This window comes from Pseudomonas sp. KB_15, from assembly GCF_052114525.1.
Lineage (GTDB): Bacteria > Pseudomonadota > Gammaproteobacteria > Pseudomonadales > Pseudomonadaceae > Aquipseudomonas.
Genome location: NZ_JBFREX010000023.1, coordinates 16,896 through 39,539, shown reverse-complemented (window position 1 = coordinate 39,539; position 22,644 = coordinate 16,896). Strand labels below are relative to the sequence as shown.

The 22,644-nt window shown below is 61.4% G+C and carries 20 protein-coding genes; 4 read left to right on the top strand and 16 right to left on the bottom strand.

Features of this window, described 5'->3' with window-relative positions:
• Positions 1–591: 591 nt before the first annotated feature.
• A complete protein-coding gene (rne, locus tag AB4Z35_RS18555) occupies positions 592–3,843 on the top strand; it encodes a ribonuclease E (protein ID WP_442098564.1) in 3,252 nt (1,083 codons plus the stop codon).
• Between the two features lie 174 nt (positions 3,844–4,017).
• Here the strand turns inward: rne and AB4Z35_RS18550 are convergent, their stop codons facing one another.
• The 12 genes from AB4Z35_RS18550 to AB4Z35_RS18495 form a co-directional block, all read right to left on the bottom strand.
• Positions 4,018–4,614, bottom strand: a complete 597-nt coding sequence (locus tag AB4Z35_RS18550) for a nucleotidyltransferase family protein (protein WP_442098563.1) — start codon at positions 4,612–4,614, stop codon at positions 4,018–4,020.
• Complete coding sequence (locus AB4Z35_RS18545; RefSeq protein ID WP_442098561.1) at positions 4,611–5,594, bottom strand: XdhC family protein; 984 nt, start codon at positions 5,592–5,594, stop codon at positions 4,611–4,613. The genes AB4Z35_RS18550 and AB4Z35_RS18545 overlap by 4 nt, the downstream gene beginning before the upstream one ends.
• Complete coding sequence (locus AB4Z35_RS18540; protein ID WP_442098560.1) at positions 5,594–7,915, bottom strand: molybdopterin cofactor-binding domain-containing protein; 2,322 nt, start codon at positions 7,913–7,915, stop codon at positions 5,594–5,596. The genes AB4Z35_RS18545 and AB4Z35_RS18540 overlap by 1 nt, the downstream gene beginning before the upstream one ends.
• Positions 7,912–8,382 (bottom strand): (2Fe-2S)-binding protein, encoded by a 471-nt coding sequence (locus tag AB4Z35_RS18535; protein WP_442098558.1) that lies wholly within the window; start codon positions 8,380–8,382, stop codon positions 7,912–7,914. Before AB4Z35_RS18535 ends, AB4Z35_RS18540 begins: the two co-directional genes overlap by 4 nt.
• 240 nt (positions 8,383–8,622) lie before the next feature.
• Positions 8,623–9,642 carry a UDP-N-acetylmuramate dehydrogenase gene (gene murB / locus AB4Z35_RS18530; protein WP_442098556.1) on the bottom strand — a complete coding sequence of 340 codons (1,020 nt, stop codon included), beginning with the start codon at positions 9,640–9,642 and terminating at the stop codon, positions 8,623–8,625.
• Complete coding sequence (locus tag AB4Z35_RS18525) at positions 9,639–10,103, bottom strand: low molecular weight protein-tyrosine-phosphatase (RefSeq protein WP_442098554.1); 465 nt, start codon at positions 10,101–10,103, stop codon at positions 9,639–9,641. The genes murB and AB4Z35_RS18525 overlap by 4 nt, the downstream gene beginning before the upstream one ends.
• Positions 10,103–10,867, bottom strand: coding sequence for a 3-deoxy-manno-octulosonate cytidylyltransferase (gene kdsB / locus AB4Z35_RS18520; protein ID WP_442098552.1), 765 nt, complete (start codon positions 10,865–10,867; stop codon positions 10,103–10,105). Before kdsB ends, AB4Z35_RS18525 begins: the two co-directional genes overlap by 1 nt.
• Positions 10,864–11,049 carry a Trm112 family protein gene (locus AB4Z35_RS18515; RefSeq protein ID WP_003179363.1) on the bottom strand — a complete coding sequence of 62 codons (186 nt, stop codon included), beginning with the start codon at positions 11,047–11,049 and terminating at the stop codon, positions 10,864–10,866. Before AB4Z35_RS18515 ends, kdsB begins: the two co-directional genes overlap by 4 nt.
• A 24-nt stretch (positions 11,050–11,073) precedes the next feature.
• Complete coding sequence (gene lpxK, locus AB4Z35_RS18510; protein WP_442098550.1) at positions 11,074–12,084, bottom strand: tetraacyldisaccharide 4'-kinase; 1,011 nt, start codon at positions 12,082–12,084, stop codon at positions 11,074–11,076.
• Positions 12,084–12,512 (bottom strand): biopolymer transporter ExbD, encoded by a 429-nt coding sequence (locus AB4Z35_RS18505; RefSeq protein ID WP_116263332.1) that lies wholly within the window; start codon positions 12,510–12,512, stop codon positions 12,084–12,086. Before AB4Z35_RS18505 ends, lpxK begins: the two co-directional genes overlap by 1 nt.
• A complete protein-coding gene (locus tag AB4Z35_RS18500) occupies positions 12,509–13,144 on the bottom strand; it encodes a MotA/TolQ/ExbB proton channel family protein (protein WP_033052763.1) in 636 nt (211 codons plus the stop codon). The genes AB4Z35_RS18505 and AB4Z35_RS18500 overlap by 4 nt, the downstream gene beginning before the upstream one ends.
• 98 nt (positions 13,145–13,242) lie before the next feature.
• Entirely contained in the window at positions 13,243–15,477 is a 2,235-nt protein-coding gene (locus AB4Z35_RS18495) for a DNA internalization-related competence protein ComEC/Rec2 (RefSeq protein WP_442098547.1), read from the bottom strand.
• Between the two features lie 135 nt (positions 15,478–15,612).
• Between AB4Z35_RS18495 and AB4Z35_RS18490 the strand changes: the two genes are divergently transcribed.
• Positions 15,613–16,128: a DUF2062 domain-containing protein gene (locus tag AB4Z35_RS18490; RefSeq protein WP_442098546.1), complete on the top strand. Its 516-nt coding sequence runs from the start codon at positions 15,613–15,615 to the stop codon at positions 16,126–16,128.
• A gap of 151 nt (positions 16,129–16,279) precedes the next feature.
• On the opposite strand, the gene AB4Z35_RS18485 is transcribed toward AB4Z35_RS18490, so the two are convergent.
• The 4 genes from AB4Z35_RS18485 to AB4Z35_RS18470 all read right to left on the bottom strand — a co-directional run bounded on the left by AB4Z35_RS18485 (position 16,280) and on the right by AB4Z35_RS18470 (position 19,447).
• Complete coding sequence (locus tag AB4Z35_RS18485) at positions 16,280–17,059, bottom strand: ABC transporter permease (RefSeq protein ID WP_007996641.1); 780 nt, start codon at positions 17,057–17,059, stop codon at positions 16,280–16,282.
• Positions 17,056–17,988, bottom strand: coding sequence for an ABC transporter ATP-binding protein (locus AB4Z35_RS18480; protein ID WP_108229769.1), 933 nt, complete (start codon positions 17,986–17,988; stop codon positions 17,056–17,058). The genes AB4Z35_RS18485 and AB4Z35_RS18480 overlap by 4 nt, the downstream gene beginning before the upstream one ends.
• A gap of 132 nt (positions 17,989–18,120) precedes the next feature.
• Positions 18,121–18,744, bottom strand: coding sequence for a glutathione S-transferase (locus AB4Z35_RS18475; RefSeq protein ID WP_108229768.1), 624 nt, complete (start codon positions 18,742–18,744; stop codon positions 18,121–18,123).
• A gap of 43 nt (positions 18,745–18,787) precedes the next feature.
• Positions 18,788–19,447 carry a transglutaminase-like domain-containing protein gene (locus AB4Z35_RS18470; RefSeq protein ID WP_442098544.1) on the bottom strand — a complete coding sequence of 220 codons (660 nt, stop codon included), beginning with the start codon at positions 19,445–19,447 and terminating at the stop codon, positions 18,788–18,790.
• Positions 19,448–19,696: 249 nt separating this feature from the next.
• Between AB4Z35_RS18470 and AB4Z35_RS18465 the strand changes: the two genes are divergently transcribed.
• Together AB4Z35_RS18465 and AB4Z35_RS18460 are read left to right on the top strand one after the other, a co-directional pair.
• Positions 19,697–22,144, top strand: a complete 2,448-nt coding sequence (locus AB4Z35_RS18465) for an acyl-CoA dehydrogenase (RefSeq protein ID WP_442098543.1) — start codon at positions 19,697–19,699, stop codon at positions 22,142–22,144.
• A 74-nt stretch (positions 22,145–22,218) separates the two neighbouring features.
• Positions 22,219–22,626, top strand: coding sequence for a PA2817 family protein (locus tag AB4Z35_RS18460; RefSeq protein WP_442098541.1), 408 nt, complete (start codon positions 22,219–22,221; stop codon positions 22,624–22,626).
• Positions 22,627–22,644: the final 18 nt, after the last annotated feature.

The following is a 22,644-nucleotide window of genomic DNA, read 5'->3' as shown; positions in this document are numbered from 1 at the left end:
CCTGACCAACGCAATTCACCAGGACGCGAGGCCGTCCTACGGGGCTTTCGCTACGTAACGGTGGAGTTTGCAGGTGTAACGAGCGCAGGTGACATGAGGCCTGAATCACGCCACAAAGCAGAGTTTTTCACTCGTTTTGCGAGCCATATTCACGGCCAGTTCACAAAGTGCAGTCAGTTGCAAATGACCCCGAGCGAAGGCATCGGAAACAACGCCTAAATTAGCCATGATGCGTGACCTCCCCTTTCGGAGCTCACGGTAAATGCCAACCCGCTGCGGATTCTGCGCGCGGCAGCACCCGAATTATCAGGGATACGTGTAGGGTGGAGATGCACAACCGCCGGACTGTGTAGCAACAGGCTTTCTCAAGACGCTTCATCTCGTCCACAGCCGCTGGTTGATTCCTCCTCCTGACTGAGTGCTTAAGTAGCCACAGCAAGCAGGACGCGTACGTCGCGATGAAGGCCCACATTGGCCGGACTTCGCTGGACACGGGAAATGGCCAACCACTCCCGACGCACCTGACACCGACCGTGAGAAGTCGTGTGTGCCGAACGCCGTTTCCGGCAGCCCGGAAACCGACGGTACTACATGAAAAGAATGCTGATTAACGCAACTCAACCCGAAGAGTTGCGTGTTGCACTGGTAGATGGCCAGCGCCTCTACGACCTGGACATCGAATCCGGTGCACGCGAGCAGAAGAAGGCCAACATCTATAAAGGCCGGATTACTCGCATCGAACCAAGCCTCGAGGCTGCCTTTGTCGATTTCGGCTCTGAGCGCCACGGCTTCCTGCCCCTCAAAGAAATCTCCCGCGAATACTTCAAGAAAGCCCCGGAAGGTCGCRTCAACATCAAGGACGTCCTGAGCGAAGGCCAGGAAGTCATCGTTCAGGTCGAAAAAGAAGAACGTGGCAACAAGGGCGCCGCCCTGACCACCTTCATCAGCCTGGCCGGTCGTTACCTCGTGCTGATGCCGAACAACCCGCGTGCCGGCGGTATCTCCCGTCGCATCGAAGGCGAAGAGCGCAACGAACTGCGTGAAGCCCTGAACGGCCTGGTTGCCCCGGCCGACATGGGCCTGATCGTGCGCACTGCCGGCCTGGGCCGCAGCAGCGAAGAAATGCAGTGGGACCTCGACTACCTGCTGCAACTGTGGACCGCCATCAAGGAAGCCTCGCTGGATCGCGCCGCGCCATTCCTGATCTACCAGGAAAGCAACGTGATCATCCGCGCGATCCGCGACTACCTGCGCCAGGACATCGGCGAAGTGCTGATCGACAGCGTTGAAGCCCAGGACGAAGCCCTGACCTTCATCCGCCAGGTAATGCCGCAGTACGCCAGCAAGATCAAGCTGTACGAAGACAGCGTTCCGCTGTTCAACCGCTTCCAGATCGAAAGCCAGATCGAAACCGCATTCCAGCGCGTCGTCGAACTGCCTTCCGGCGGTTCCATCGTGATCGATCCGACCGAAGCCCTGGTGTCCATCGACATCAACTCGGCGCGCGCCACCAAAGGCAGCGACATCGAAGAAACCGCGCTGCAAACCAACCTTGAAGCCGCCGAAGAAATCGCCCGTCAGTTGCGCCTGCGCGACATCGGCGGCCTGATCGTCATCGACTTCATCGACATGACCCCTGCCAAGAACCAGCGCGCCGTGGAAGAGAAAGTCCGCGAATGCCTGGAAGCCGACCGCGCCCGCGTGCAAGTCGGTCGCATCTCGCGCTTCGGCCTGCTGGAAATGTCCCGTCAGCGCCTGCGTCCATCCCTGGGCGAAAGCAGCGGCATCGTCTGCCCGCGTTGCAACGGCACCGGCATCATCCGTGACGTTGAATCGCTGTCCCTGGCGATCCTGCGCCTGATCGAAGAAGAAGCCCTGAAAGACCGCACCGCCGAAGTTCGTGCACAAGTGCCGATCCCGGTGGCCGCGTTCCTGCTCAATGAAAAACGCAACTCGATCACCAAGATCGAACTGCGCACCCGCGCCCGCATCGTCATCCTGCCGAACGATCACCTCGAGACGCCGCACTTCGAAGTGCAGCGCCTGCGTGATGACAGCCCGGAAGCGGCCACCAACCAGTCCAGCTACGAAATCGCCGCTGCCGCTGCTGAAGTGGAAGAAGTCCAGCCTGCCGCTGCGACCCGCACCCTGGTTCGCCAGGAAGCAGCGGTCAAGACGGCGCCGGCCCGCGCCAACGCTCCGGTTCCGACCGAAGTTGCCGCGCCAGCCCCGGCTCCGGCTGCCGTGCCAGAGCCAAGCCTGTTCAAGGGCCTGGTGAAGTCGCTGGTGAGCCTGTTCGCCACCAAGGAAGAGCCTGTCGCGCCGGTTGTGGTTGAAAAGCCTGCCGCCGAGCGTCCGGCCCGCAACGAAGAGCGTCGCAACGGTCGCCAGCAGAGCCGCAACCGTAACGTTCGCCGCGATGAAGAGCGCAAGCCTCGCGAGGAGCGTGCACCGCGTGAAGAACGCGCACCACGTGAGCCACGTGAAGAGCGTCAGCCTCGCGAAGTCCGTGAGCCACGTGAATCCCGTGAAGAGACTCCGGCAGTAGCCCGCGAAGAACGCGCACCACGCGCTCCTCGTGAAGAACGTGCACCGCGTGCACCGCGTGAAGATCGCAAGCCACGTGGTGAGCGCGAAGAGCGCGTTCGTGAACTGCGCGAGCCTCTGGATGCCGCTCCAGCCGCTCCAGCCGCTGCTGCTACCGCTGAAGAGCGTCCAGCTCGCCAGCCACGTGAAGAACGTGCTCCACGCCCACCGCGTGAAGAGCGCCAGCCACGTGCCGAGCAAGCCGCTGCCGCAGCCGAAGAAGAACTGACCACCAGCGAAGAGCAACTGCAGGAAGACGGCCAGGAAAGCGCCGAAGGCGATCGTCCTCGTCGCCGCTCCCGTGGCCAGCGTCGTCGCAGCAACCGTCGCGAGCGTCAGCGTGACGCCAACGGCAACGTGATCGAAGGTTCGGATGAGTCCGAGTCCGGCGAAAACGCCGAAGCACCGAGCGTTGCCGATCTGGCCGCCGGCCTGGCTGTTACCGCAGCCGTCGCCAGCAGCGTGATCAGCGCTCCAGCCGAAGCACAGGCCAACGAGCAAGCCGAACGCGCCACTGCCGCGACCCTGGAAACCGCTCCGGTTGAAGCGCCAGTCGTTGAAGCGACCACGCCGATCGAAGTCACTGCGGCGCCGGAAATCGAAGTGGCACCAGCGCCTGAGGCACAGCCTGCCGTTGAAGCGRCTGCCGAGCCGGCTCCAGAGATTGAAGCACCTGCCGTGGTTGCAGAAGCGGTTGTCGAAACCGTGACTGAAACCGTTCGCGAAGTACGTGAAGAGCAAACGGCGTTCAACTGGGTGGCCGAGCCAGCCGTTGCTGAAACACCGGCACCAGCCGCTGAAACCCAAGTGGTTGAAGCCACGGTTTCCGAGCCGGTGGTTGCCGCCGCAGAACCGGCTCCAGCGCCGGTGGTTGAAGCGCCAGTCGTTGAAGCACCGGTAATTGCCGAAGCGCCTGCGCCTGCAGCGGTAGTCGAGGCCGCTCCTGTCAGCGCCCTGACGCCAAGTGGCCGTGCGCCTAACGACCCACGTGAAGTGCGTCGTCGCAAGCGTGAAGCCGAGCGTCTGCAAAAGGAAGCTGAACTGGCTGCCGCTGCTGCTCCGGCTGAAGCGGTTGTCGCTGCCGAGCCTGCACCGGTTGCTGCTGAAGTAGTTGAGGCAGCGCCTGCCCCGGCCGCTGAAGTGGCTGCCGAGCCGGCTGAGTCGGTGATCCACGAAGCACCGCGCTCCGTACAGGAAGCGGTAGAGCAACACGAGCAAGCCCAGGAAAAAGAGCACGAGCCTAAACCTCTCGTCTGATTCCATCGGCCACTAAAAAGCCCCGCCTGGTAACCCAGGCGGGGCTTTTTTTATATCCGTGTCTTCACGGCAATCCCTTGTGGGAGCGAGCCTGCTCGCGATTGCGGTGGATCAGATTGCATCGATGTTGAATGCCAGATCGCTATCGCGAGCAGRCTCGCTCCTACAGAGGATCTAGGCTGGCCTGAAGGTTAGTGCCTCAGGCAAATCCACATCCCACAACACGCCGGGATCATCCACGGTCACTTCAACCACCCGCCCTTGGGCAAACAGCGGTTTGGCGCCACGATCCCCCGATAGCGCCATCAACCCCGCAGCAAGGTCCCGCCCGAAGCCGACCGGATGCCCGTACTTACCGTCCTGCACGGGTACACTGATACTGTCATCGCTGATACCCGCCACCACTTGCTCGATACTGGAAGGCAGGATGAACGGCATATCCCCCAGCACCATCAGCCAACCATCGAGTTGCTTGCAGGCCGCGACGCCAGCGGCAATGCTGTCCCCCATTCCCGTCGACTCGATCAGTACAATCTCGCAACCATAGGCCTGAGCCATGCGAATCACTTGCGGGCGGTCAGCAGTGGTGACCAGTACGCGCTTGTCCAGCGCCGCCGGCAGGTTGACCAATGTGTGCTCGATGACGGACCGCACCGCGCCATCACGCCCGGTGCAATCGGCCACTAACTTGTCCTTTTCGGCGCCCGCCACCTGACGAAACCGGCTGCCCTGCCCCGCCGCCAACACGATGACGCCGATGGACTCGCTCATACGCTCTCCTGCAGGATTTTCTTCTGTTTCAGTTCGACGCCATTTTTGACCGCCACGATTTCTGCCATGAGCGACAAGGCAATTTCCGCTGGATTATGACTGCCGATGTGCAAACCGATCGGACCATGCAAGCGGTCAATCGCCGATTTCGACAACCCCAGTTGAGCCAGGTTTTCCCGGCGCTTCTGGCTGTTGACCCGCGACCCCAGCGCCCCGACGTAAAAAGCCCTGGAGTCCAGGGCCGTGAGCAGCGCCATGTCGTCCAGACGCGGATCATGGGTCAAGGCCACGATGGCCGTGCGTTCATCGGTCTGGATATTCAATACCGCCTCATCCGGCATACCCGAAACGAATCGTCCGTGCTGCTCTTCCCAGCCGTAGACAAACTCGGTACGCGGATCGCAAATCAATACCTCGAAATCCAGCAGCCGGGCCATTTCCGCCACATAGCGCGACAGCTGCCCCGCGCCGATCAGCAGCAAGCGCCAGCGCGGGCCATAGATCGCACGCAAGGTCTGTCCGTCGAACGTCAACACGTCAGCTTTATTGGCCGGCCGCAAAAGCACTTTGCCGGTGGCCAGGTTCAGTTCACGCGCAACGATTTCATGGGCCTCGCAACGAACGAGCAACTGCTCGACCCAATCCCCATCGTCGATGCGCTCTTCGGTCAAGCGCAAGGTGCCACCGCAGGGCAGGCCGAAACGGGCGGCTTCCTCGCGGGTCACGCCGTACGTGATCAGTTGCACCGGTGGCCCATCAAGCGCAAGGCGACCGTCGTGCAACCGGGCGATCAAGTCATCTTCGACACATCCACCGGAAACCGAACCAATCACCACACCGTCTTCACGCAGGGCCAGCATGGCGCCGGGTGCCCGGGGCGCAGTGCCCCAGGTTTCGACCACGCTGTACAACACCACCCGCTGACCGGCGCGATGCCACTGCAACACGCTGTGCAGGACGTTCAGATCGGCGCTGTCCATCAGGCTCCAGCCTTCTGCCAGCCCGACAGTTGATAACGAACCGGCAGGCTGCGGATGCGTTTGCCGGTGGCAGCGAAGATCGCGTTGCACAACGCCGGCGCAATCGGTGGCACGCCCGGTTCACCGACACCACCCAACGGGACGTCGCCCGGCGGCGTCACCAGATGCACGGCCACTTCTTTCGGCGCCAGGGACATGCGCGCCACTTCGTACATGTGGAAGTTATCCTGCTGGACCTTGCCGTCCTTGAAGCTGATTTCCCCGAGCACCGCATTACCCAGGCCCATGACGCAGGCACCTTCGAATTGCGCGCGAATCCGCTCGGGATTGATCTGCGGCCCGCAATCGACGGCGATGTCGGCCTTGTGCACCACCAGCGTACCGTCGTCTTTCACCTCCACCTCGATCACCGCCGCCACATACGTCACGAAGCTGTAATGCACCGCCAGGCCCAGACCGCGCCCCTTGGGCAACTCACGCCCCCAACCGGCGGCTTTGGCGGCAGTCTCCAGCACCGTGCGCAAGCGCGCGGTGTCGATCGGATAACGCTCGGGGGATTCGCCGTAGTTCCACTCTTCACTCAAGGTGCGCGGATCGATCTGACGGTCCGGTCCGAGCAATCTGATCTGGTACTTCAGCGGATCTTCCCCGGCCTTGTGCGCCAGCTCATCGATAAAACTCTGGATCGCGAAGCCATGGGGAATGTTCGACACCGAGCGATACCAACCCACCCGGGTATGCACCGTTGCCTCGGGGTTTTCCAGGCGAATGTTGGGGATCGCATACGCCATGTTGGTGAATCCCATGCCCAGTTCGAACGCCGCCTCATGGTTCATGCCCGGCGCAAACAACGCAGTGATGCTCGGCGCCACCGTACGGTGCAACCAGCCGGACGGCAGGCCATCCTTGTTCAGGCTGGCCTTGAGGTATTCGGCCGACACGGTGTGGAAATAGGAACAATGGATGTCGTCTTCGCGGGTCCATTGCACCCGCACCGCTTTACCGGGAAATTCCTTGGCGAGGATGGCGGCTTCGATGATGAAGTCAGGCTTGGACTTGCGCCCGAACCCGCCACCCAGCAGGGTCACGTTGAAGGTGACGTTGTCGAACGGCAGGCCCAGGCGTTCACCGATCCGTGTCCGGGTGACCTGCGGCGCCTGGCTTGGCCCCCAGGCTTCGCACGCACCGTCCTTGAACCGCGCAATGGCGACCATCGGTTCCATTGGCGACTGTGACAGATGCGGCAAGTAGTAGGAGGCTTCCAGCGTGCTGTCGGCGTTGGCCATGGCCTTTTCGATGTTGCCGGTATTGCGCACCACCTTGCCGGGCTTGAGCGAGGCCGCTTCAATTTCCTTGCGATAGGCGATCGAGTCGTAGCGGGCGTTGGGGCCGTCGTCCCACTCGATTTTCAGCGCCTCGCGCCCCTTGATCGCCGCCCAGGTATTACTCGCCACCACGGCGATACCACCCAGGGGTTGAAACTCCGAGGGCAACGGACGGCTTTCGATCTGCAGCACCTTGACCACACCGGGGACTTTCATCGCCGCACTGTCATCGAAGCTTTTGACTTTGCCGCCATACACTGTCGGCCGCGCAATGGTCGCATAGAGCATGCCGTCGAAATGCACGTCGGCGCCGTACACCGCACGACCGTTGACGATATCTTCACCGTCGATGGCCTTGGTGCCTTCCTTGCCGATGTAACGGAATTGCGCGGGTTGCTTGAGCTTCAGGCTGTCGCGGGCCGGAACCGGCAAGGCGCTTGCGGCGGAGGCCAGGGCGCCATATCCGAACTCGCGGCCAGAAGGCTCATGGACGACCTTGTGCAGTAGCGCATGGCATTCGTCGACCGGCACTTTCCATTGTGCGGCGGCAGCCTGTTCGAGCATGGTCCGCGCGGCGGCACCGCAGCGACGCATCGGCTCGTACCAGTGACGCATGCTGCGCGAGCCGTCGGTGTCCTGGTTGCCGAAGCGCACTTCATCGCCTGGGGCCTGCTGCACCTTGACCATCGCCCAGTCGGCTTCCAGTTCATCGGCCACCACCATGGTCAAACTGGTGCGCACACCCTGGCCCATCTCCGAGCGGTTACAGATCACGGTCACCGTGCCATCCGCGGCGATGCTCACATAGACCTTGGGATCATCAACCCAGCCGTGGGGCATGCCGTCGGCGCCGAACTTCTTGTCTTTTTCTTCGGCAAAAGCGTCCTGCCAGCCCCAACTCGCGGCGATCACCAGCGCCCCGGTCGCCCCCACGCCCTTGAGAAAACCACGGCGACTGAGGTTGCTCAGGGTGAAATCATTCGGTAACCGGTTCATGCCTTGGCCTCCTTCAGGTGAGTGGTGGCCTGGCGGATGGCAGTCTTGATGCGGTTATAGGTGCCGCAGCGGCAGATGTTGCCGACCATCGCCTCTTCGATCTGCTCGTCGCTCGGGTTCGGGTTGGTCTTGAGCAGCGCCGTCGCCGACATGATTTGCCCGCCCTGGCAGAAACCGCATTGGGCGACCGCCGTGTCGAGCCAGGCTTGCTGCACGACTTTGCCGATCGGATCGGTGTGCAGGTTGTCGATGGTGCTGACGTTCTGTCCGACGACTGAACCGATGGGCGTGATGCAACTGCGTGCCGGAGCCCCTTCGATATGGATGGTGCAAGCCCCGCACAGGCCCAGGCCGCAGCCGAATTTGGTGCCGTTATAACCGGCCACGTCGCGGATCGCCCAGAGCAGCGGCATGTCCTCGGTGACGTCGAGTTGATGGTCTTGACCATTGAGCTTCAGGGTAATCATGGGCACGCCCGCATAGTTCTCGAGTTATGGGGTCGAGCAATCTGCCGCTGGATCTCGGTGGGTCGCACGCAGATCGACTCAGGCTAATAGGCTCTCTTATGCGGACACAGACGCCTGCACCGGGCCTTTGGTGGAGCAAGAGAGTGCATCGTTAGCTGACTAAGTTAACCGAGTATTAACAAAAAAGCCCTGCACAATAAACATCGTGCAGGGCTTTTTGATCCGTCCTGAAAGCTTAGCTCAATAGCGGTTCGGTTCCATTTCCAGGTCGACATGGAAACGTTCTGAAATGTCTTTCTGGATGCGCTGCGCCAGGTTCAGCAATTGCAGGCCCGTTGCGCCGCCATAGTTGACCAGCACCAGCGCCTGCAATTTATGCACGCCAGCATCAGCCTCACGGAAACCTTTCCACCCTGCCCGCTCGATCAACCAACCGGCGGCCAGTTTCATCTGGCCATCAGGCTGCGCATAGGCCACCAGGTCCGGGTATTCGCCCTTGAGCCGTGCAGCCAGCGCCGCCGACACCAAGGGATTCTTGAAGAAGCTGCCGGCATTGCCGAGTACGGCCGGGTCCGGGAGTTTTTCGTTGCGGATGCTGCAAATGGCCTGGCTGACATCGCTGGCGGTCGGATGGTCGATGCCTTGTTCGGTCAGGCGCTGACGCACCGGTCCGTACTCGAGGTGCAAGTGCGCGGCACGGTCGAGAGCGAAACGCACACGCAGGATCAACCAACGCCCCGGCTCCTGCTTGAACAGGCTGTCGCGGTAAGCGAAGTTGCACTCTTGCAGCGTGAAGTCGCGCAGTTCGCCGGTCTGGCGATCGAGGGCGGTCAGGCCGGCGAACACGTCCTTGATCTCGACGCCATAAGCGCCGATGTTCTGCATCGGTGCCGCACCGACCGTGCCGGGAATCAGGCTGAGGTTTTCCAGGCCGGACAGTCCCACGGACAGTGTGTGTTGCACAAAGGGATGCCAGGGCTCACCCGCCTCGGCTTCAATCACCACCTGGCTACCGTCATCGCTCAGCACGCGAATCCCGCGAGTGGCCATGCGCAGTACCAGCGAATCGATGTCCGCCGTCAGTAGCAGGTTGCTGCCACCGCCGATCACCAGCACCGGCACCTTGTGTTCCAGCCCATAGGCCAGGGCTTCACGCACATCGGCGTCACTATGGGCCTCGGCAAACAGCCGGGCCTGAACATCCACGCCAAAGCTGTTGAACGGCTTGAGCGAAACCTGCGATTGAACCTGCAAACTCATAACCGTCCCTTCAATTCGATCACCAGCAAATCGCTGGCGCGCTCGATCAGGTCCAGCACCTGCTCGAAGCCTTGTTCGCCGTCGTAATACGGGTCCGGCACTTCATCGATTTGCGACTGGTAACGACGCAGGAACAGGTCCAGCTCGGCCTTGCCCTTGGTGGGCTGCAAGGCCTTGAGGTTGCGCAGGTTGCTGTTGTCCATCGCCAGGATCAGGTCGTAGGTGGCGAAATCGGCCCGGGTGACTTGCTGGGCACGCTGGGCGGACAAGTCATAACCGCGCAACTTCGCCGCGGCCTGACTGCGCTTGTCCGGCGCCTTGCCGACATGCCAGTCACCGGTACCGGCGGAAGCGACTTCGACGTGGTCGGCCAGCCCCGCTTCACGCAACTTGTGCCGCAGCACGCCTTCGGCCGTGGGAGAGCGGCAGATGTTGCCCAGGCAGACAAACAGGACCCGCATCACGCCTCCAGCAGGCGACGAACGCGCTCAAGGTCTTCAACGGTATCGACGCCGGCTGGCGGCGCGATCAGTGCGTCGGCGACATGGATCCGCACACCGTGCCACAGGGCTCGCAGCTGTTCCAGGCATTCGGTGTTTTCCAGCCAGCATGGACCCCAGCTGACAAAATCCTGCAGGAAACCGGCGCGGTAGGCATAGATGCCGATATGGCGGCGATACGGCACACCTTCGGGCAACTGCTCACGGTTCACGGCGAACGCATCCCGCGCCCAGGGCAAGGTGGAGCGACTGAACGTCAGCGCCAGGCCATTGAGGTCGCTGACGACCTTGACCACGTTGGGATTGAACAGGGTGTCCGCGTCTTCGATCGGCTCGGCCAGGGTGGCCATGCGCGCTTCGGCGTGGGCTGCCAGGTTGGCGGCGACCTGATCGATCACGCTCGGCGGGATCAGCGGCTCGTCACCCTGGACGTTGACCACGATGGCGTCGGGCGCCAGGCCCAGCTTCATCGCGACTTCGGCCAGGCGATCGGTACCGGAGTTGTGATCTTCACGGGTCAGCACCACTTCGGCACCAAAGCTGTTGCAGGCCTCGATGATGCGCGCGTCGTCGGTGGCAACCACCACCCGCTCGGCGCTGCTTTTGCTTGCCTGTTCCCAGACGTGCTGGATCATCGGCTTGCCGGCGATCAGCAGCAGCGGCTTGCCCGGCAGGCGGGTGGAGGCGTAACGCGATGGAATGACGACGGTAAAGGCTGTGGTCATTTATCCAGGCGCTCGTCGGTGGTCAGGGTGCGCGCTTCGGATTCGAGCATCACCGGGATGCCGTCGCGAATCGGGTAGGCCAGACCTGCACCCTTGCTGATCAGCTCGGTCTTGTCGGCGCTGAGTTTGAGCGGGCCTTTGCAGACCGGGCAAGCGAGGATATCGAGCAATTTGGTGTCCATGAGCATTCCCTGGAAAATACGGAGTTAAGGCAACAAACGATCCGGCAGCAGGCGCATCAGCTGGGTGTCGAACCAGGCCACGAAGGCCGGCGACGGCACAGCATCGACCGCCAGGTACCACCAATCGGCGGCGGCAAAGGCACGGCATTTCACCGCGTCCTTTTCCGTCATCACCAACGGCAACGACGGTGTGAAATTCAAAGCCTCCACGCTGTATTCGGCGTGGTCGGCAAACGCATGTGGAACCGGCTGCCAGTGTAGCGTTTCGAGGGTCTTGAAGAAACGTTGCGGATTGCCGATGCCGGCCACCGCGTGCAGGGCCTGGCCGCCGGGGAAATGGTCGAGGGGACGCCGTTCGCCGCTGCGCAGATTGACCAGCGCGGTGGGTTGCAATTGAAAGGCAAAACCATCCTCGCGGTCAGCCGCGGCACCGTTGTAGAGGACCGCGTCGACGCTTTGCAGGCGCTCGACCGGTTCACGCAACGGCCCGGCAGGCAGGCAACGACGATTGCCCAGGCCGCGGGCGGCGTCGATCAACACCAGCTCCAGGTCGCGGGCCAGGCGGTAGTGCTGCATGCCGTCGTCGGACAGGATCAGGTCCAGCGGCTCACTGGCCAGCAACGCTTTGACGGCGTTGCTGCGATTGGGGTCGATCATCAACGGCACGCCCGTGCGCTGGACGATCAGCAACGGCTCGTCACCGGCGAAATCGGCACTCTGATCGGCCTCGACCCGCCACGGCAGCTGCGGCGGCTTGGCGCCGTAGCCGCGGCTGACCACGCCGACCCGCAGGCCGCTGCGCTGACAATGCTGGATCATCCACAGAATCAGCGGCGTCTTGCCGGTACCGCCAACGGTGATGTTGCCAACGACGATCAACGGCACCGGCGGCTGATAGATCTCGCCCTCACCCGCCAGAAAGCGCTTGCGCTTGTTCACGACCACGCGCCGGTACAGCCATTCCAGCGGCTGTAACAGCTTCAGGGCCGGATGACCGTCATACCACGCGGCGAGCAATCGATTGGACATGGCCATCAGGGCGCGGGGGGCGCCGCCTCGATGGTGGTCATGCGCAAGTGGCTGAAACCGAGTTTGCCGGCGGCGTCCATCGCAGTGATGACCGACTGATGCCGGGATTTGCCGTCGGCGCTGATGGACAACGGCAGGTTGGTATCACCATTGGATTCTTTCTGCAGCGCTTCCATCAACGTGGCCAGGTCGCTTTTCGGCAATACATGGTTGTTCACCGAGAACACACCGTCGGCACTGATGGCGATATCGAGCTGCCGGGTCTGGTCGTCGGCAGATGCGCCACTGACCGCTTCCGGCAGCTCAACGCGCAACTGGGTTTCACGGGTAAAGGTGGTGGTCACCACGAAAAACAGCAGCAGGACAAACACCACGTCGATCAGCGACACGAGGTTGATGTCCACGTTCTCCCGTTGCTTGCGGCGGAATTTCACGCTTTGCCCTCAGCCAGATCAACGTCACGGTCGCCCTGCACCACTTCAACCAGCTTGATGGCTTCCTGCTCCATGCCCACGACGAGCTCATCAATGCGCCGTTGCAGAAACCGGTGGAAGAACACCGACGGGATACCGACGATCAGGCCCGAAGCCGTGGTAATCAAGGCTTTGGAAATACCGCCGGCCAGCACTGCGGCGTTGGTCGTCATGCCCGTGCCCATGAACGAACTGAAGATCTCGATCATGCCCAACACGGTACCCAGCAGACCCAGCAACGGCGCCATGGCGGCGATGGTGCCCAGCGCGTTGATGTAGCGCTCCAGCTCGTGGATCACCCGGGCAGCGGCCTCTTCGATGCACTCCTTCATGATCTCGCGACCATGCCTGGAGTTGGCCAGGCCGGCCGCCAGGATCTCGCCCAAAGGCGAATTGGCACGCAGTTCCTTGAGTTTTTCTTTATTGAGCTGTTTGTCCTTGATCCAGACCCAGACCTGCCCGAGCAAGTGCTCCGGGGTCACGCGGCTGGCGCGCAGGGTCCAGAGACGCTCGGCGACGATCGCCATGGCCGCGATGGAACTCAGAATGATCGGCAGCATCATCCAGCCGCCGGATTTGACCAATTCCCACACAGTGACAGTCCCCTCGAAAAAGTGCGCCACTCTAACATAGGGGGTGGACGCACCGAAGACCGTGATGTCGCATCCGGTCGGGCTTTGATAACACTCGGTTATTGCTTCAAGGGCGGCGGATCGCGCCAGAAACGCCGTTCCTGACGCATTGACCACGGCGGCTCGAAGCGCCCCAGTTGCAGACGAATGGCACCGTGTTCGGCGCTGTCGTAGATCGCCATTCCACGTTTTTGATAACGCGCGATGACCGTGGGATGCGGATGGCCAAACGAGTTGCCCTGCCCGCGAGAGATCAGCGCACCCTTAGGTTGCAGGACATCCAGCAGGGCCATGGACGACGAACTGCGACTGCCGTGGTGAGGCGCCTGCAGCCAATCGGTGGGCAGGGCCAACGGACTGTCCAGCAGGGCTCTCTCGGCGGCGGCATCGATGTCGCCACTCAACAGCAACCGTTCGCCATTGGCCTCGATCAGCAAGACACAGGAGTTCTGGTTGCTGTCGCCGGCCAATGGCCAATGCCACAGCTGGAAGTCGACTTCATCCCAGGTCCATTGCCGACCGCTCTCACAACGCTCGGCCTGCAACTCCACAGGCAAGTCTGACGGTTCACCACTGACCACCTGTTTCACCGGCAAGCCCTTGGCAATCGCCGGGGCACCGCCGGCATGATCGGCATGGGCGTGACTGATCAGCATCAGGTCGATCCCCTTCACCCCCAGTATGCGCAATGCCGGCAGCACCACCCGTTCCCCCTGGTCGAGCTCACCGAAACGCGGTCCGGCGTCATACAGCAACGTGTGATGCCGAGTGCGCACCAGGATCGCCAGACCCTGACCGACATCCAGTTGCCAGACTTCGGCCATGCCTTCCTGCAACATCGGCCTGGGCGAAAAAACCAGCATCAACAGCAGGGGCCACCCTAACGGGCGCATCGGTACGCCCCGCGGCAGCAAGAGCAAAAAGGTGCCAATGGCACCGATTAGCCAGGCCCATAGCGGAACTGCCGCGGGCACCCATGCGGGAACCTGACCGGAGACGAGCCCCAATCCCCTGAACCACCCGTCGATCAGGCCGCCAGCCAGCCAAAGCAGTTTCTCCCCCACATAAGGCACCGGCAGCAACAGCGTCCCGAGCAACGCCGGCGGCAGGACCACCAGACTGATCCAGGGCACCGCGAACAAATTGGCCAGCGGCCCGCTGAGACTGATTGGCAACCCCATTGCCAGCAACAACGGGCACAGTCCGATTGCAATCAGCCATTGGGCACGGGTCCAGGTCTGCCACCAACGCCACGGCCCCAACCGGCCGCCAAAGGTCAATATCAAGACGGCCACGGCCGCGAAAGACAGCCAGAAACCAGGCTGAAGACTCGCCAGCGGCTCCAGCAGCAAAATGCCGTTGAGTGCCAACAACAGTGGCCACCATGCTCCGAGATGACGGAACCGTAGACGCCACAACAACACCATTCCAATCATCAGGCAGGCCCGTCGCACCGGCACCCCGAAACCGGCCAGCATCCCGTAACCGAGCGCAGCGGCGAATGCCAGGCCACACGCCCAGGGCAACCATGGCAGACGGTTCGGCCATAGCCCAAAGCGGGCCAGGCCGGCGATCAGCAGATACACGACGCCCGCCAGCAATCCGATGTGCTGCCCGGAAATCACCAACAGATGCACCGTACCGGTGTCCTGCAATACCTGCCAGTCTTCGCGACTCAGCCCGGCGCCGTCCCCGAGTACCAATGCCGTCAGCGCGCCGCTTCGCCCTTGGGCATCCACCGCCAGCAAACGCTGACGGATTGCATCACGCCAGACCCATTGGGCTGGCGCAAGGCGTTCGCCGTCCTTGACCGTCCCGGTCGCCCCGATATGTTGTGTCAGCAACCAGGCCTGGTAGTCGAAGGCCTGCGGATTGAGGAGCCCGACCGGGCGCTTCAACTTGACGGCCAGGCGCCAGCGCTCGCCACTGTTCACCGGCGGCCCGCCATACCAGGCCAGACGCATTTGCCGCGGCAGCCGGGTACGTCGGGACTGGATGTCGGTCAATTCGAAACGCACGACACCGTCGTCATGCCTGGGCAAACCTGTGACCCGCCCTTCGACCCAGCGGGTTTCTCCGTCCAGGGCCGGAGGCAACCGGTCATCCAGCGCCCACTGCGCATTCGCGCAGGCCCAACTCAAGCCAAACAGAAAAAACGCCGCCGGATAGGTCCTGAACGGCAGCAACATCAAACCCGCCACCGGCATCGCCAGCCACAACCAGACCGGCGGCAATACCGGTAAAAAGCGCAAGGTCAGCAGACCCAACGCCAGCGCCATCATCCCTGTGCGCATAAGCCCGTCCTTGAGAGTACCCTACAAGGCTTAGCCCGCCCGCCGGATGGGCGTCGTCAATAATTGTCACAAAGTCTGAATGGGCAGCTCATAGAATCCAGACATACTTGCCGCCTTGACCGACCGAGAAGCCTTATGCCCCGGCGCTTATTCAAACGTTACATGCCAGACCCGATGAGCATCAGGGAACACAAGTCCTTACGCTTTCTCGGCACGCTGTTGCATGACCCGAACCTGTGGCACCTCAACCGCCACTCCGTTGCCCGCGCCATGGCGGTGGGTCTGTTCGCGGCATTCCTGCCGATCCCGCTACAGATGCTGCTGGCGGCAATCCTCGCCATCATCGTGCGCGGCAACATGCCGATTGCCGTGAGCCTGGTCTGGCTGACCAACCCGATCACCATGCCCGCCGTATTCTTCTGCACCTACCAGGCCGGCGCCTGGCTGATGGACGTTCCCGCCCGGCAGTTGCCGGACTCGCTGACCTGGGAATGGATCAGGGGAGAAATCTCGACCTTGTGGCAGCCGTTTCTGTTGGGCTCGGTCGTGACGGGGCTGGTACTCGGGGCACTGGCCTACTTCATGGTGATGGCGTATTGGCGCTGGTGGGTGGCCCGGCAATGGAAGCGGCGCAAGAAGAGCCGGATGTGAGAATGCAAAACGGCCTCCACTTTGGGAGGCCGTTTTTGTGGTGTCTGGGCTGACGCTTTCGCGGGCAAGCCCGCTCCCACGGGGATCTTCAGTGCTACATAGATCCAGTGTGGGAGCGGGCTTGCTCGCGAAACAGACGACTCGGTATTTCTCAGGTACGCATCCCGCGCCCGCTGACCAGCAACCGTGCACAACCGAGATACAGCACCACGGTCGCCACCAGCATGAAGGCGATCGCCACGCTGATGCGGATATCCGATACACCGAGGATGCCGTAGCGGAATGCGTTGACCATGTGCAGCACCGGGTTGGCCAGGGACACGGTCTGCCAGAACGGCGGCAGCAAGGTGATCGAGTAGAAGACCCCGCCCAGGTAGGTCAGTGGCGTCAGCACGAAAGTCGGAATGATCGAGATGTCATCGAAATTGCGCGCAAACACCGCATTGATGAAACCCAGCAACGAGAAGATCGTCGCGGTCAGCACCACCACCAGAATGGTCACGCCCAGGTGATGCACCTGCAAATGGGTGAAGAACAGCGACAGCAGGGTCACGATGATCCCCACCATCAACCCGCGCAGTACGCCGCCCAGGGTGTAGCCGATCAGAATGGTGTGCGGCGACAACGGCGAGACCATCAGTTCTTCAATGGACCGCTGGAACTTGCTGCCGAAGAAACTCGACACCACGTTGCCGTAGGAGTTGGTGATCACCGACATCATGATCAGCCCCGGCACGATGTACTCCATGTAAGTGAAGCCACCCATGTCACCGATTTGCCGACCGATCAGATTACCGAAGATCACGAAGTACAGGACCATGGTGATGGCCGGCGGCAGCAAGGTCTGCGGCCAGATCCGGGTGAAACGCCGGACTTCACGGTAAACGATGGTGTTGAGGGCAACGAGGTTGGGGCGCAGCTCGGAACTCATACCGCCACCTTCGACAGATTTTTCTCCACCAGGGACACGAACAACTCCTCGAGGCGATTGGTTTTGTTACGCAGGCTCAACACTTCGATGTTCTGCTGCGCCAGCTGGGTGAACAGCGCGGTGATGCCCATGGACTTGTCCACCTGGACTTCCAGGGTGTGGCTGTCGATCAGCCGGGACGGGTAGCCGAGCAACTGAGGCGCGGCTGGCAGGACGCCCTTGAGGTCCAGCAGGAAGGTTTCGACATGCAGTTGGCTGAGCAACTGACGCATGCTGGTGTTCTCGACGATGGTGCCATGGTCGATGATGCCGATGTTACGGCACAACTGCTCAGCCTCTTCCAGGTAGTGGGTGGTGAGGATGATGGTGATGCCTTTCTGGTTCAGCTCGGTGAGGAAGCTCCACATCGAGCGACGCAGCTCGATGTCCACCCCGGCAGTCGGTTCGTCGAGGATCAGCAGGCGCGGTTCATGAACCAGCGCGCGGGCGATCATCAGGCGCCGCTTCATGCCGCCGGACAGTGAACGCGACGGCACGTCCTTCTTGTCCCACAGGCCCAGCTGGGTCAGGTACTGCTCGGCGCGTTCCTTGGCGATTTTCGCCGGGATGCCGTAGTAGCCGGCCTGGGTCACGACGATGTCGAAGGTCTTTTCGAACTGGTTGAAGTTGAATTCCTGAGGCACCACGCCAATGGAGCGTTTGAGCTGCGCAGGATTCCTGTCCAGGTCGTGACCGAAGATATTCACCGTGCCGCTGGTCTTGTTCACCAGGGTCGAGAGAATGCCGATGGTCGTGGATTTGCCGGCACCGTTCGGGCCGAGCAAGGCGAAAAAGTCACCTTCGGCGACTTCCAGATCGATACCACTCAGGGCCTGGAAACCGTTGCCGTAGGTTTTGGTTAGCTGCCGGATGGACAGAGCGGAACTCATATCTGATTTACGCACCAAGAAGGGAAGAAAAGGATAAGTATGGGCGGCGGCGAACAATACAACCGCAACAACTTGGCACAATGGTGCTTGTCGCCGCCACACAAGTACAGTCAAGCGTGTCGATAGTGAGTATTAAGTCAACGCGGTCATGACCGCCTTTTGATACGCCGGACGCTGTTTCAACCGCGCGTACCAGGCCTGCAGATGCGGTTGTGGCGCACGCTCGATCGGCATCTCGAACCAGGCATAAATGAAACTGCCCAGGGGAATATCGCCCATGCCGATCTCGTCTCCGGACAGATAGGGCTTGCTCGCCAACGCCTGATCGGCCATCGCCAGCAGCGTGTCGCACTCCTTGATCGCCGCCTTGATGGCGGGCCAGTCCTGCTGGTCTGCCGGGGTACGCAGCACACCCCAGAACACGGTACGGAACGGGCCGGCAAAGCTTGAGGTGGTCCAGTCCATCCATTTGTCGGCGCTGGCGCGGGCTTGCAGATCCGCCGGATACCAGGCCGTGCCGTCGGCGTGACGGGCCATCAGGTAACGCACGATGGCGTTGGATTCCCACAACACAAAACCATCGTCATCCAGCACCGGCACCCGACCGTTGGGGTTCATCGCGCGGTACTCGGGTGTATCGACGACACCAAAGGCGCCACCGGCATCGATAGCCTCGTAGGCCAGTCCCAGCTCTTCGGCGGCCCACAATGGCTTTCTGACATTCGATGAGTTTTTCCGACCCCAGATCTTCAGCATGACCGCCTCTTTTTCGGTAAGTGGGYAGGCAGCATACGCCGGATCAGGCGCGACTCAAATCGCTCCGCATGTCGCCCGACAGCGGTTGCTGTTGCTCACCGAACAGGTGCGGATAGCATTTTTCCAGGTGCTCGAAAAAGAACGCTTCAGGTACGTCAGCGAACTGGCCGTGATCGACGAGGTACTCCATCAGCTTCGCGCCATCGCGGTTGAAGGGATGAAAAACGCTGTCGTTGATCCCGTCGAATTCCAGCGGCGCCACATTGAACAGGTCGCAGAGTTTGCGGTTGAACGCTGGTGTCGCCTTGACCCAGCGATCCTGCAAATAAAACTCGGTGTAGCCGTGCATGGCGAACATGTCGCTCTTGAGCAATTCAAGCAGCCGTGGCGTCGACAAATGATTGCGCACATCCGCCAGGCCGATCCGCGCGGGAATCGCACAATGCCGCGCGGCACCGGCCAGCAACGTGGCCTTGGGCACGCAGTAACTCTCCCCGGCCGCCAATGCATAACTGCCGCGCAGGGTCTGCGGATCGCGACTGAATGTGTACGGGTTGTAGCGCACCGCTTCGCGCACGGCGTAATAGAGACTGATCGCCTGTTCAAGCGGATCGCGACTGGCGCCGCGGTGTTTTTCAGCGAACTCCACCACGGACGGATGGTCACTATCAATGAAGCGGCCGGGGCTCAGATACTCGTGCATGAGAATAATCTCCTGGGGAAGCCCCGAGTCTAGCGAGAGCTTCAGCACAGAGATAACGACATTTCGGCCAAACATGGGCGCTTTGCCGCTCGCTCAATGAACGTTTTTTCCACGTTTGCGGCCCATCTGTCGAACGAAAATCATCCGGGGTTTCCCACGATTCCAATCACATCGCTCCAACCAGCCTGTTTCGCGGATGCGGTCTAAGCTCTGTGGGCTGGTTCGCCCTGGTTTCACGGAGGAATGAATATGCTGCTGTTGTGGATACTGGTTCTGCTGGTCGGGATTGCTTATTTGGCCCACCGCCGCATCGCTCCGCTGCCCGCCCTGGCCATCGTGGCCGTCTATGTCGTGGCAATGGGCGCTTTCAGCCGTGCGCCGGGCTGGTTGCTGCTGGTTTACTGGGTATTGATCGCCGCCGTCGCCGCGCCCTTGCTGCTGCCCGACCTGCGCCGCAAATTGCTCAGCGCGCCGATGTTCAACTGGTTCCAGAAAACCCTGCCGCCCATGTCGCAAACCGAACGCGATGCCATCGACGCCGGCACGGTCTGGTGGGACGGCGAACTGTTCAGTGGCCGTCCGGACTGGAGCAAACTGCTGTCCTATCCCAAAGCGCAATTGAATGAAGAGGAACAGGCTTTCATCGACGGGCCGACCGAAACACTCTGCACTATGGTCAGTGAATGGCAGCTCGGTCAATCCATGGACCTGCCGCCCGAAGCCTGGACATTCATCAAGGACAACGGATTTTTCGCCCTGATCATCCCCAAGGAGTTTGGCGGCAAAGGTTTCTCTGCCTATGCCCACTCCCAAGTGGCGATGAAACTGGCGAGCCACAGCGGCGACCTCGCAACTACCGTGATGGTCCCCAACTCCCTCGGCCCGGCCGAATTGCTGCTGCACTACGGCACCGACGAACAACGCAATCATTACCTGCCACGTCTGGCACGCGGCGACGACATCCCGTGCTTTGCCCTTACCGGCCCGCTGGCCGGCTCCGACGCCGGCGGCATGCCGGACTCCGGAGTGATCTGCCAAGGTGAATGGCAGGGTCAGGAGGTCCTCGGCCTGCGCCTGAACTGGGAAAAGCGTTACATCACCCTCGGCCCGGTGGCCACCCTCCTCGGCCTGGCCTTCAAGGCTTACGACCCTGATCACCTGCTGGGCGACAAGGAAGACCTGGGCATCAGCCTGGTGCTGATTCCGACCGACACCGCAGGCGTCGAGATCGGCCGCCGCCATCTGCCGTTGGGCGCCGCATTCATGAATGGCCCGAACTCAGGCAAGGACGTGTTCGTCCCGCTGGAGTTCCTCATCGGCGGCCAGGAGATGCTCGGCAAAGGCTGGATGATGCTGATGAATTGCCTGTCGGTCGGGCGTTCGATTTCCCTGCCGGCGGTGGGCACCGGCATGGCCAAGTTCACCAGCCTGGTGACGGGCCAATACGCTCAGGTTCGCGAGCAGTTTAATGTGCCGATTGCCGCTTTCGAAGGCATTCAGGAAGCCATGGCGCGCATTGGCGGCAACACCTGGATGATGGACGCCGCCCGCATGCTGACCGCCAATGCGGTCGACCTGGGCGAGAAACCGTCGGTACTGTCGGCGATTCTCAAGTACCACCTGACCGAGCGCGGCCGCGACTGCATCAACGATGCGATGGACGTGCACGGCGGCAAGGCGATCATCCAGGGGCCGAATAATTACCTCGGTCGCAAATGGAACTGCGTGCCGATCTTCATCACCGTGGAAGGCGCAAACATTCTCTCGCGCAACCTGATGATCTTCGGCCAGGGCGCGATTCGCTGCCATCCCTTCGTCCTCAAGGAAATGGCCCTCACCGGCCGTGAAGACAAGGATCAGGCGCTCAGAGAATTCGATGACCTGCTGCTCAAGCACATCGGTTTTGCCGTGGGCAACGCCGCCAGTACGCTAGTGTTGAATCTTGGTTTCGGGCACCTGGAACACACCCCGGGCGACAAACTCAGCCAGGGTTACTTCCGCGCACTCAATCGTCAGGCCGCTGCTTTCGCCATGCTCGCCGACCTCAGCATGATGCTGCTGGGTGGTGAGTTGAAACGCCGGGAACGTCTGTCCGCACGGCTGGGTGACGTGCTGAGCAACCTTTACCTGGCCTCGGCCGCACTCAAGCGCTACCACGATCTCGACTCACCGCCGTACATGACGCCGCTGCTGGCCTGGGCCATGGAGGAAAGCCTGGGGCAGGCGGAACGGGCCATGGATGAACTGCTGAGCAACTTCCCGAACAAAGTCGTGGGTTGCCTGTTGCGGGTGATCGTGTTCCCGTTCGGTCGCCGGCACAAAGGGCCATCGGACAAACTGGGTGCCGAAGTCGCTGCATTGATTGGCCGCGCCAAGGGCGACCCTGCTCTGGAGGAATTGCTCCAGGGTTGCTATCGCCCACAAGCGAGCGACGATCCGGTCGGGGCATTGCAACACGCTTGCAATCTGTTGAGCGCCGCACAGCCACTGCAGAAAAAGCTGCACGTGGCACTCAAGAGTGGCCAGGTCAAACCGCTGGCCGGTGAGTCGGTGATCGATACCGCGCTCGAGGCTGGCGTGTTGCAGCCGGTGGAGGCCCAAACCCTGCGTGAAGCCGAAGCGGCCCGGCGCAAGGTGATCGATGTCGATGACTTTGACAAAAAGGCTTTGGCACTGGCCAAGGGAAAAGTCCGCTGATCCCTCCAGACATGTAAAAACGGGCGCGGGCGCTTTATACTCCCGCGCCCGTTTTGCTCTTGAGGACTTATCTCGTGTCCAACATCGTTGCCGATCATCTCGTTTTACTCGACCACCTGCGCAGTATCCTGGTCGCCGTAGGTGAGGCCGAGCAGGTTCCCGAAGAAAGCCATGCCTTGTTCCTTGAGCGCTTCGACGAACTGCTTGCGTCACTTCCGATCGATCCGATCGAAAGCCAATACCTGGGCCAGGACATCCTGACTCAAGTCATTTCCCGTTATCCGCAAATCGCCCACCTGATTCCGCGGGATCTGCTGTGGTATTTCGCCGGTGACTGCCTGCACTACTTGTCCGATGAAGAAATCGACCTGTATCAGGCACTGGAAGAACGCCGCTTCGAAGCCGAACAGAACGACGAACCTTTCGACTGGAACCAGGAAAAACAACTGCTGGCGATGTCGAACCAGGACAGCAAGCACTGATCCTCGACTGGTCATGCA

Coding starts and splice junctions, on each gene's coding strand:
- AB4Z35_RS18550 (WP_442098563.1), bottom strand. CDS start 4,614: ATGAGCGAGTCCATCGGCGTCATCGTGTTGGCGGCGGGGCAGGGCAGC.
- AB4Z35_RS18545 (WP_442098561.1), bottom strand. CDS start 5,594: ATGGACAGCGCCGATCTGAACGTCCTGCACAGCGTGTTGCAGTGGCAT.
- AB4Z35_RS18540 (WP_442098560.1), bottom strand. CDS start 7,915: ATGAACCGGTTACCGAATGATTTCACCCTGAGCAACCTCAGTCGCCGT.
- AB4Z35_RS18535 (WP_442098558.1), bottom strand. CDS start 8,382: ATGATTACCCTGAAGCTCAATGGTCAAGACCATCAACTCGACGTCACC.
- murB (WP_442098556.1), bottom strand. CDS start 9,642: ATGAGTTTGCAGGTTCAATCGCAGGTTTCGCTCAAGCCGTTCAACAGC.
- AB4Z35_RS18525 (WP_442098554.1), bottom strand. CDS start 10,103: ATGCGGGTCCTGTTTGTCTGCCTGGGCAACATCTGCCGCTCTCCCACG.
- kdsB (WP_442098552.1), bottom strand. CDS start 10,867: ATGACCACAGCCTTTACCGTCGTCATTCCATCGCGTTACGCCTCCACC.
- AB4Z35_RS18515 (WP_003179363.1), bottom strand. CDS start 11,049: ATGGACACCAAATTGCTCGATATCCTCGCTTGCCCGGTCTGCAAAGGC.
- lpxK (WP_442098550.1), bottom strand. CDS start 12,084: ATGGCCATGTCCAATCGATTGCTCGCCGCGTGGTATGACGGTCATCCG.
- AB4Z35_RS18495 (WP_442098547.1), bottom strand. CDS start 15,477: ATGCGCACAGGGATGATGGCGCTGGCGTTGGGTCTGCTGACCTTGCGC.
- AB4Z35_RS18490 (WP_442098546.1), top strand. CDS start 15,613: ATGCCCCGGCGCTTATTCAAACGTTACATGCCAGACCCGATGAGCATC.
- AB4Z35_RS18485 (WP_007996641.1), bottom strand. CDS start 17,059: ATGAGTTCCGAGCTGCGCCCCAACCTCGTTGCCCTCAACACCATCGTT.
- AB4Z35_RS18480 (WP_108229769.1), bottom strand. CDS start 17,988: ATGAGTTCCGCTCTGTCCATCCGGCAGCTAACCAAAACCTACGGCAAC.
- AB4Z35_RS18475 (WP_108229768.1), bottom strand. CDS start 18,744: ATGCTGAAGATCTGGGGTCGGAAAAACTCATCGAATGTCAGAAAGCCA.
- AB4Z35_RS18470 (WP_442098544.1), bottom strand. CDS start 19,447: ATGCACGAGTATCTGAGCCCCGGCCGCTTCATTGATAGTGACCATCCG.
- AB4Z35_RS18465 (WP_442098543.1), top strand. CDS start 19,697: ATGCTGCTGTTGTGGATACTGGTTCTGCTGGTCGGGATTGCTTATTTG.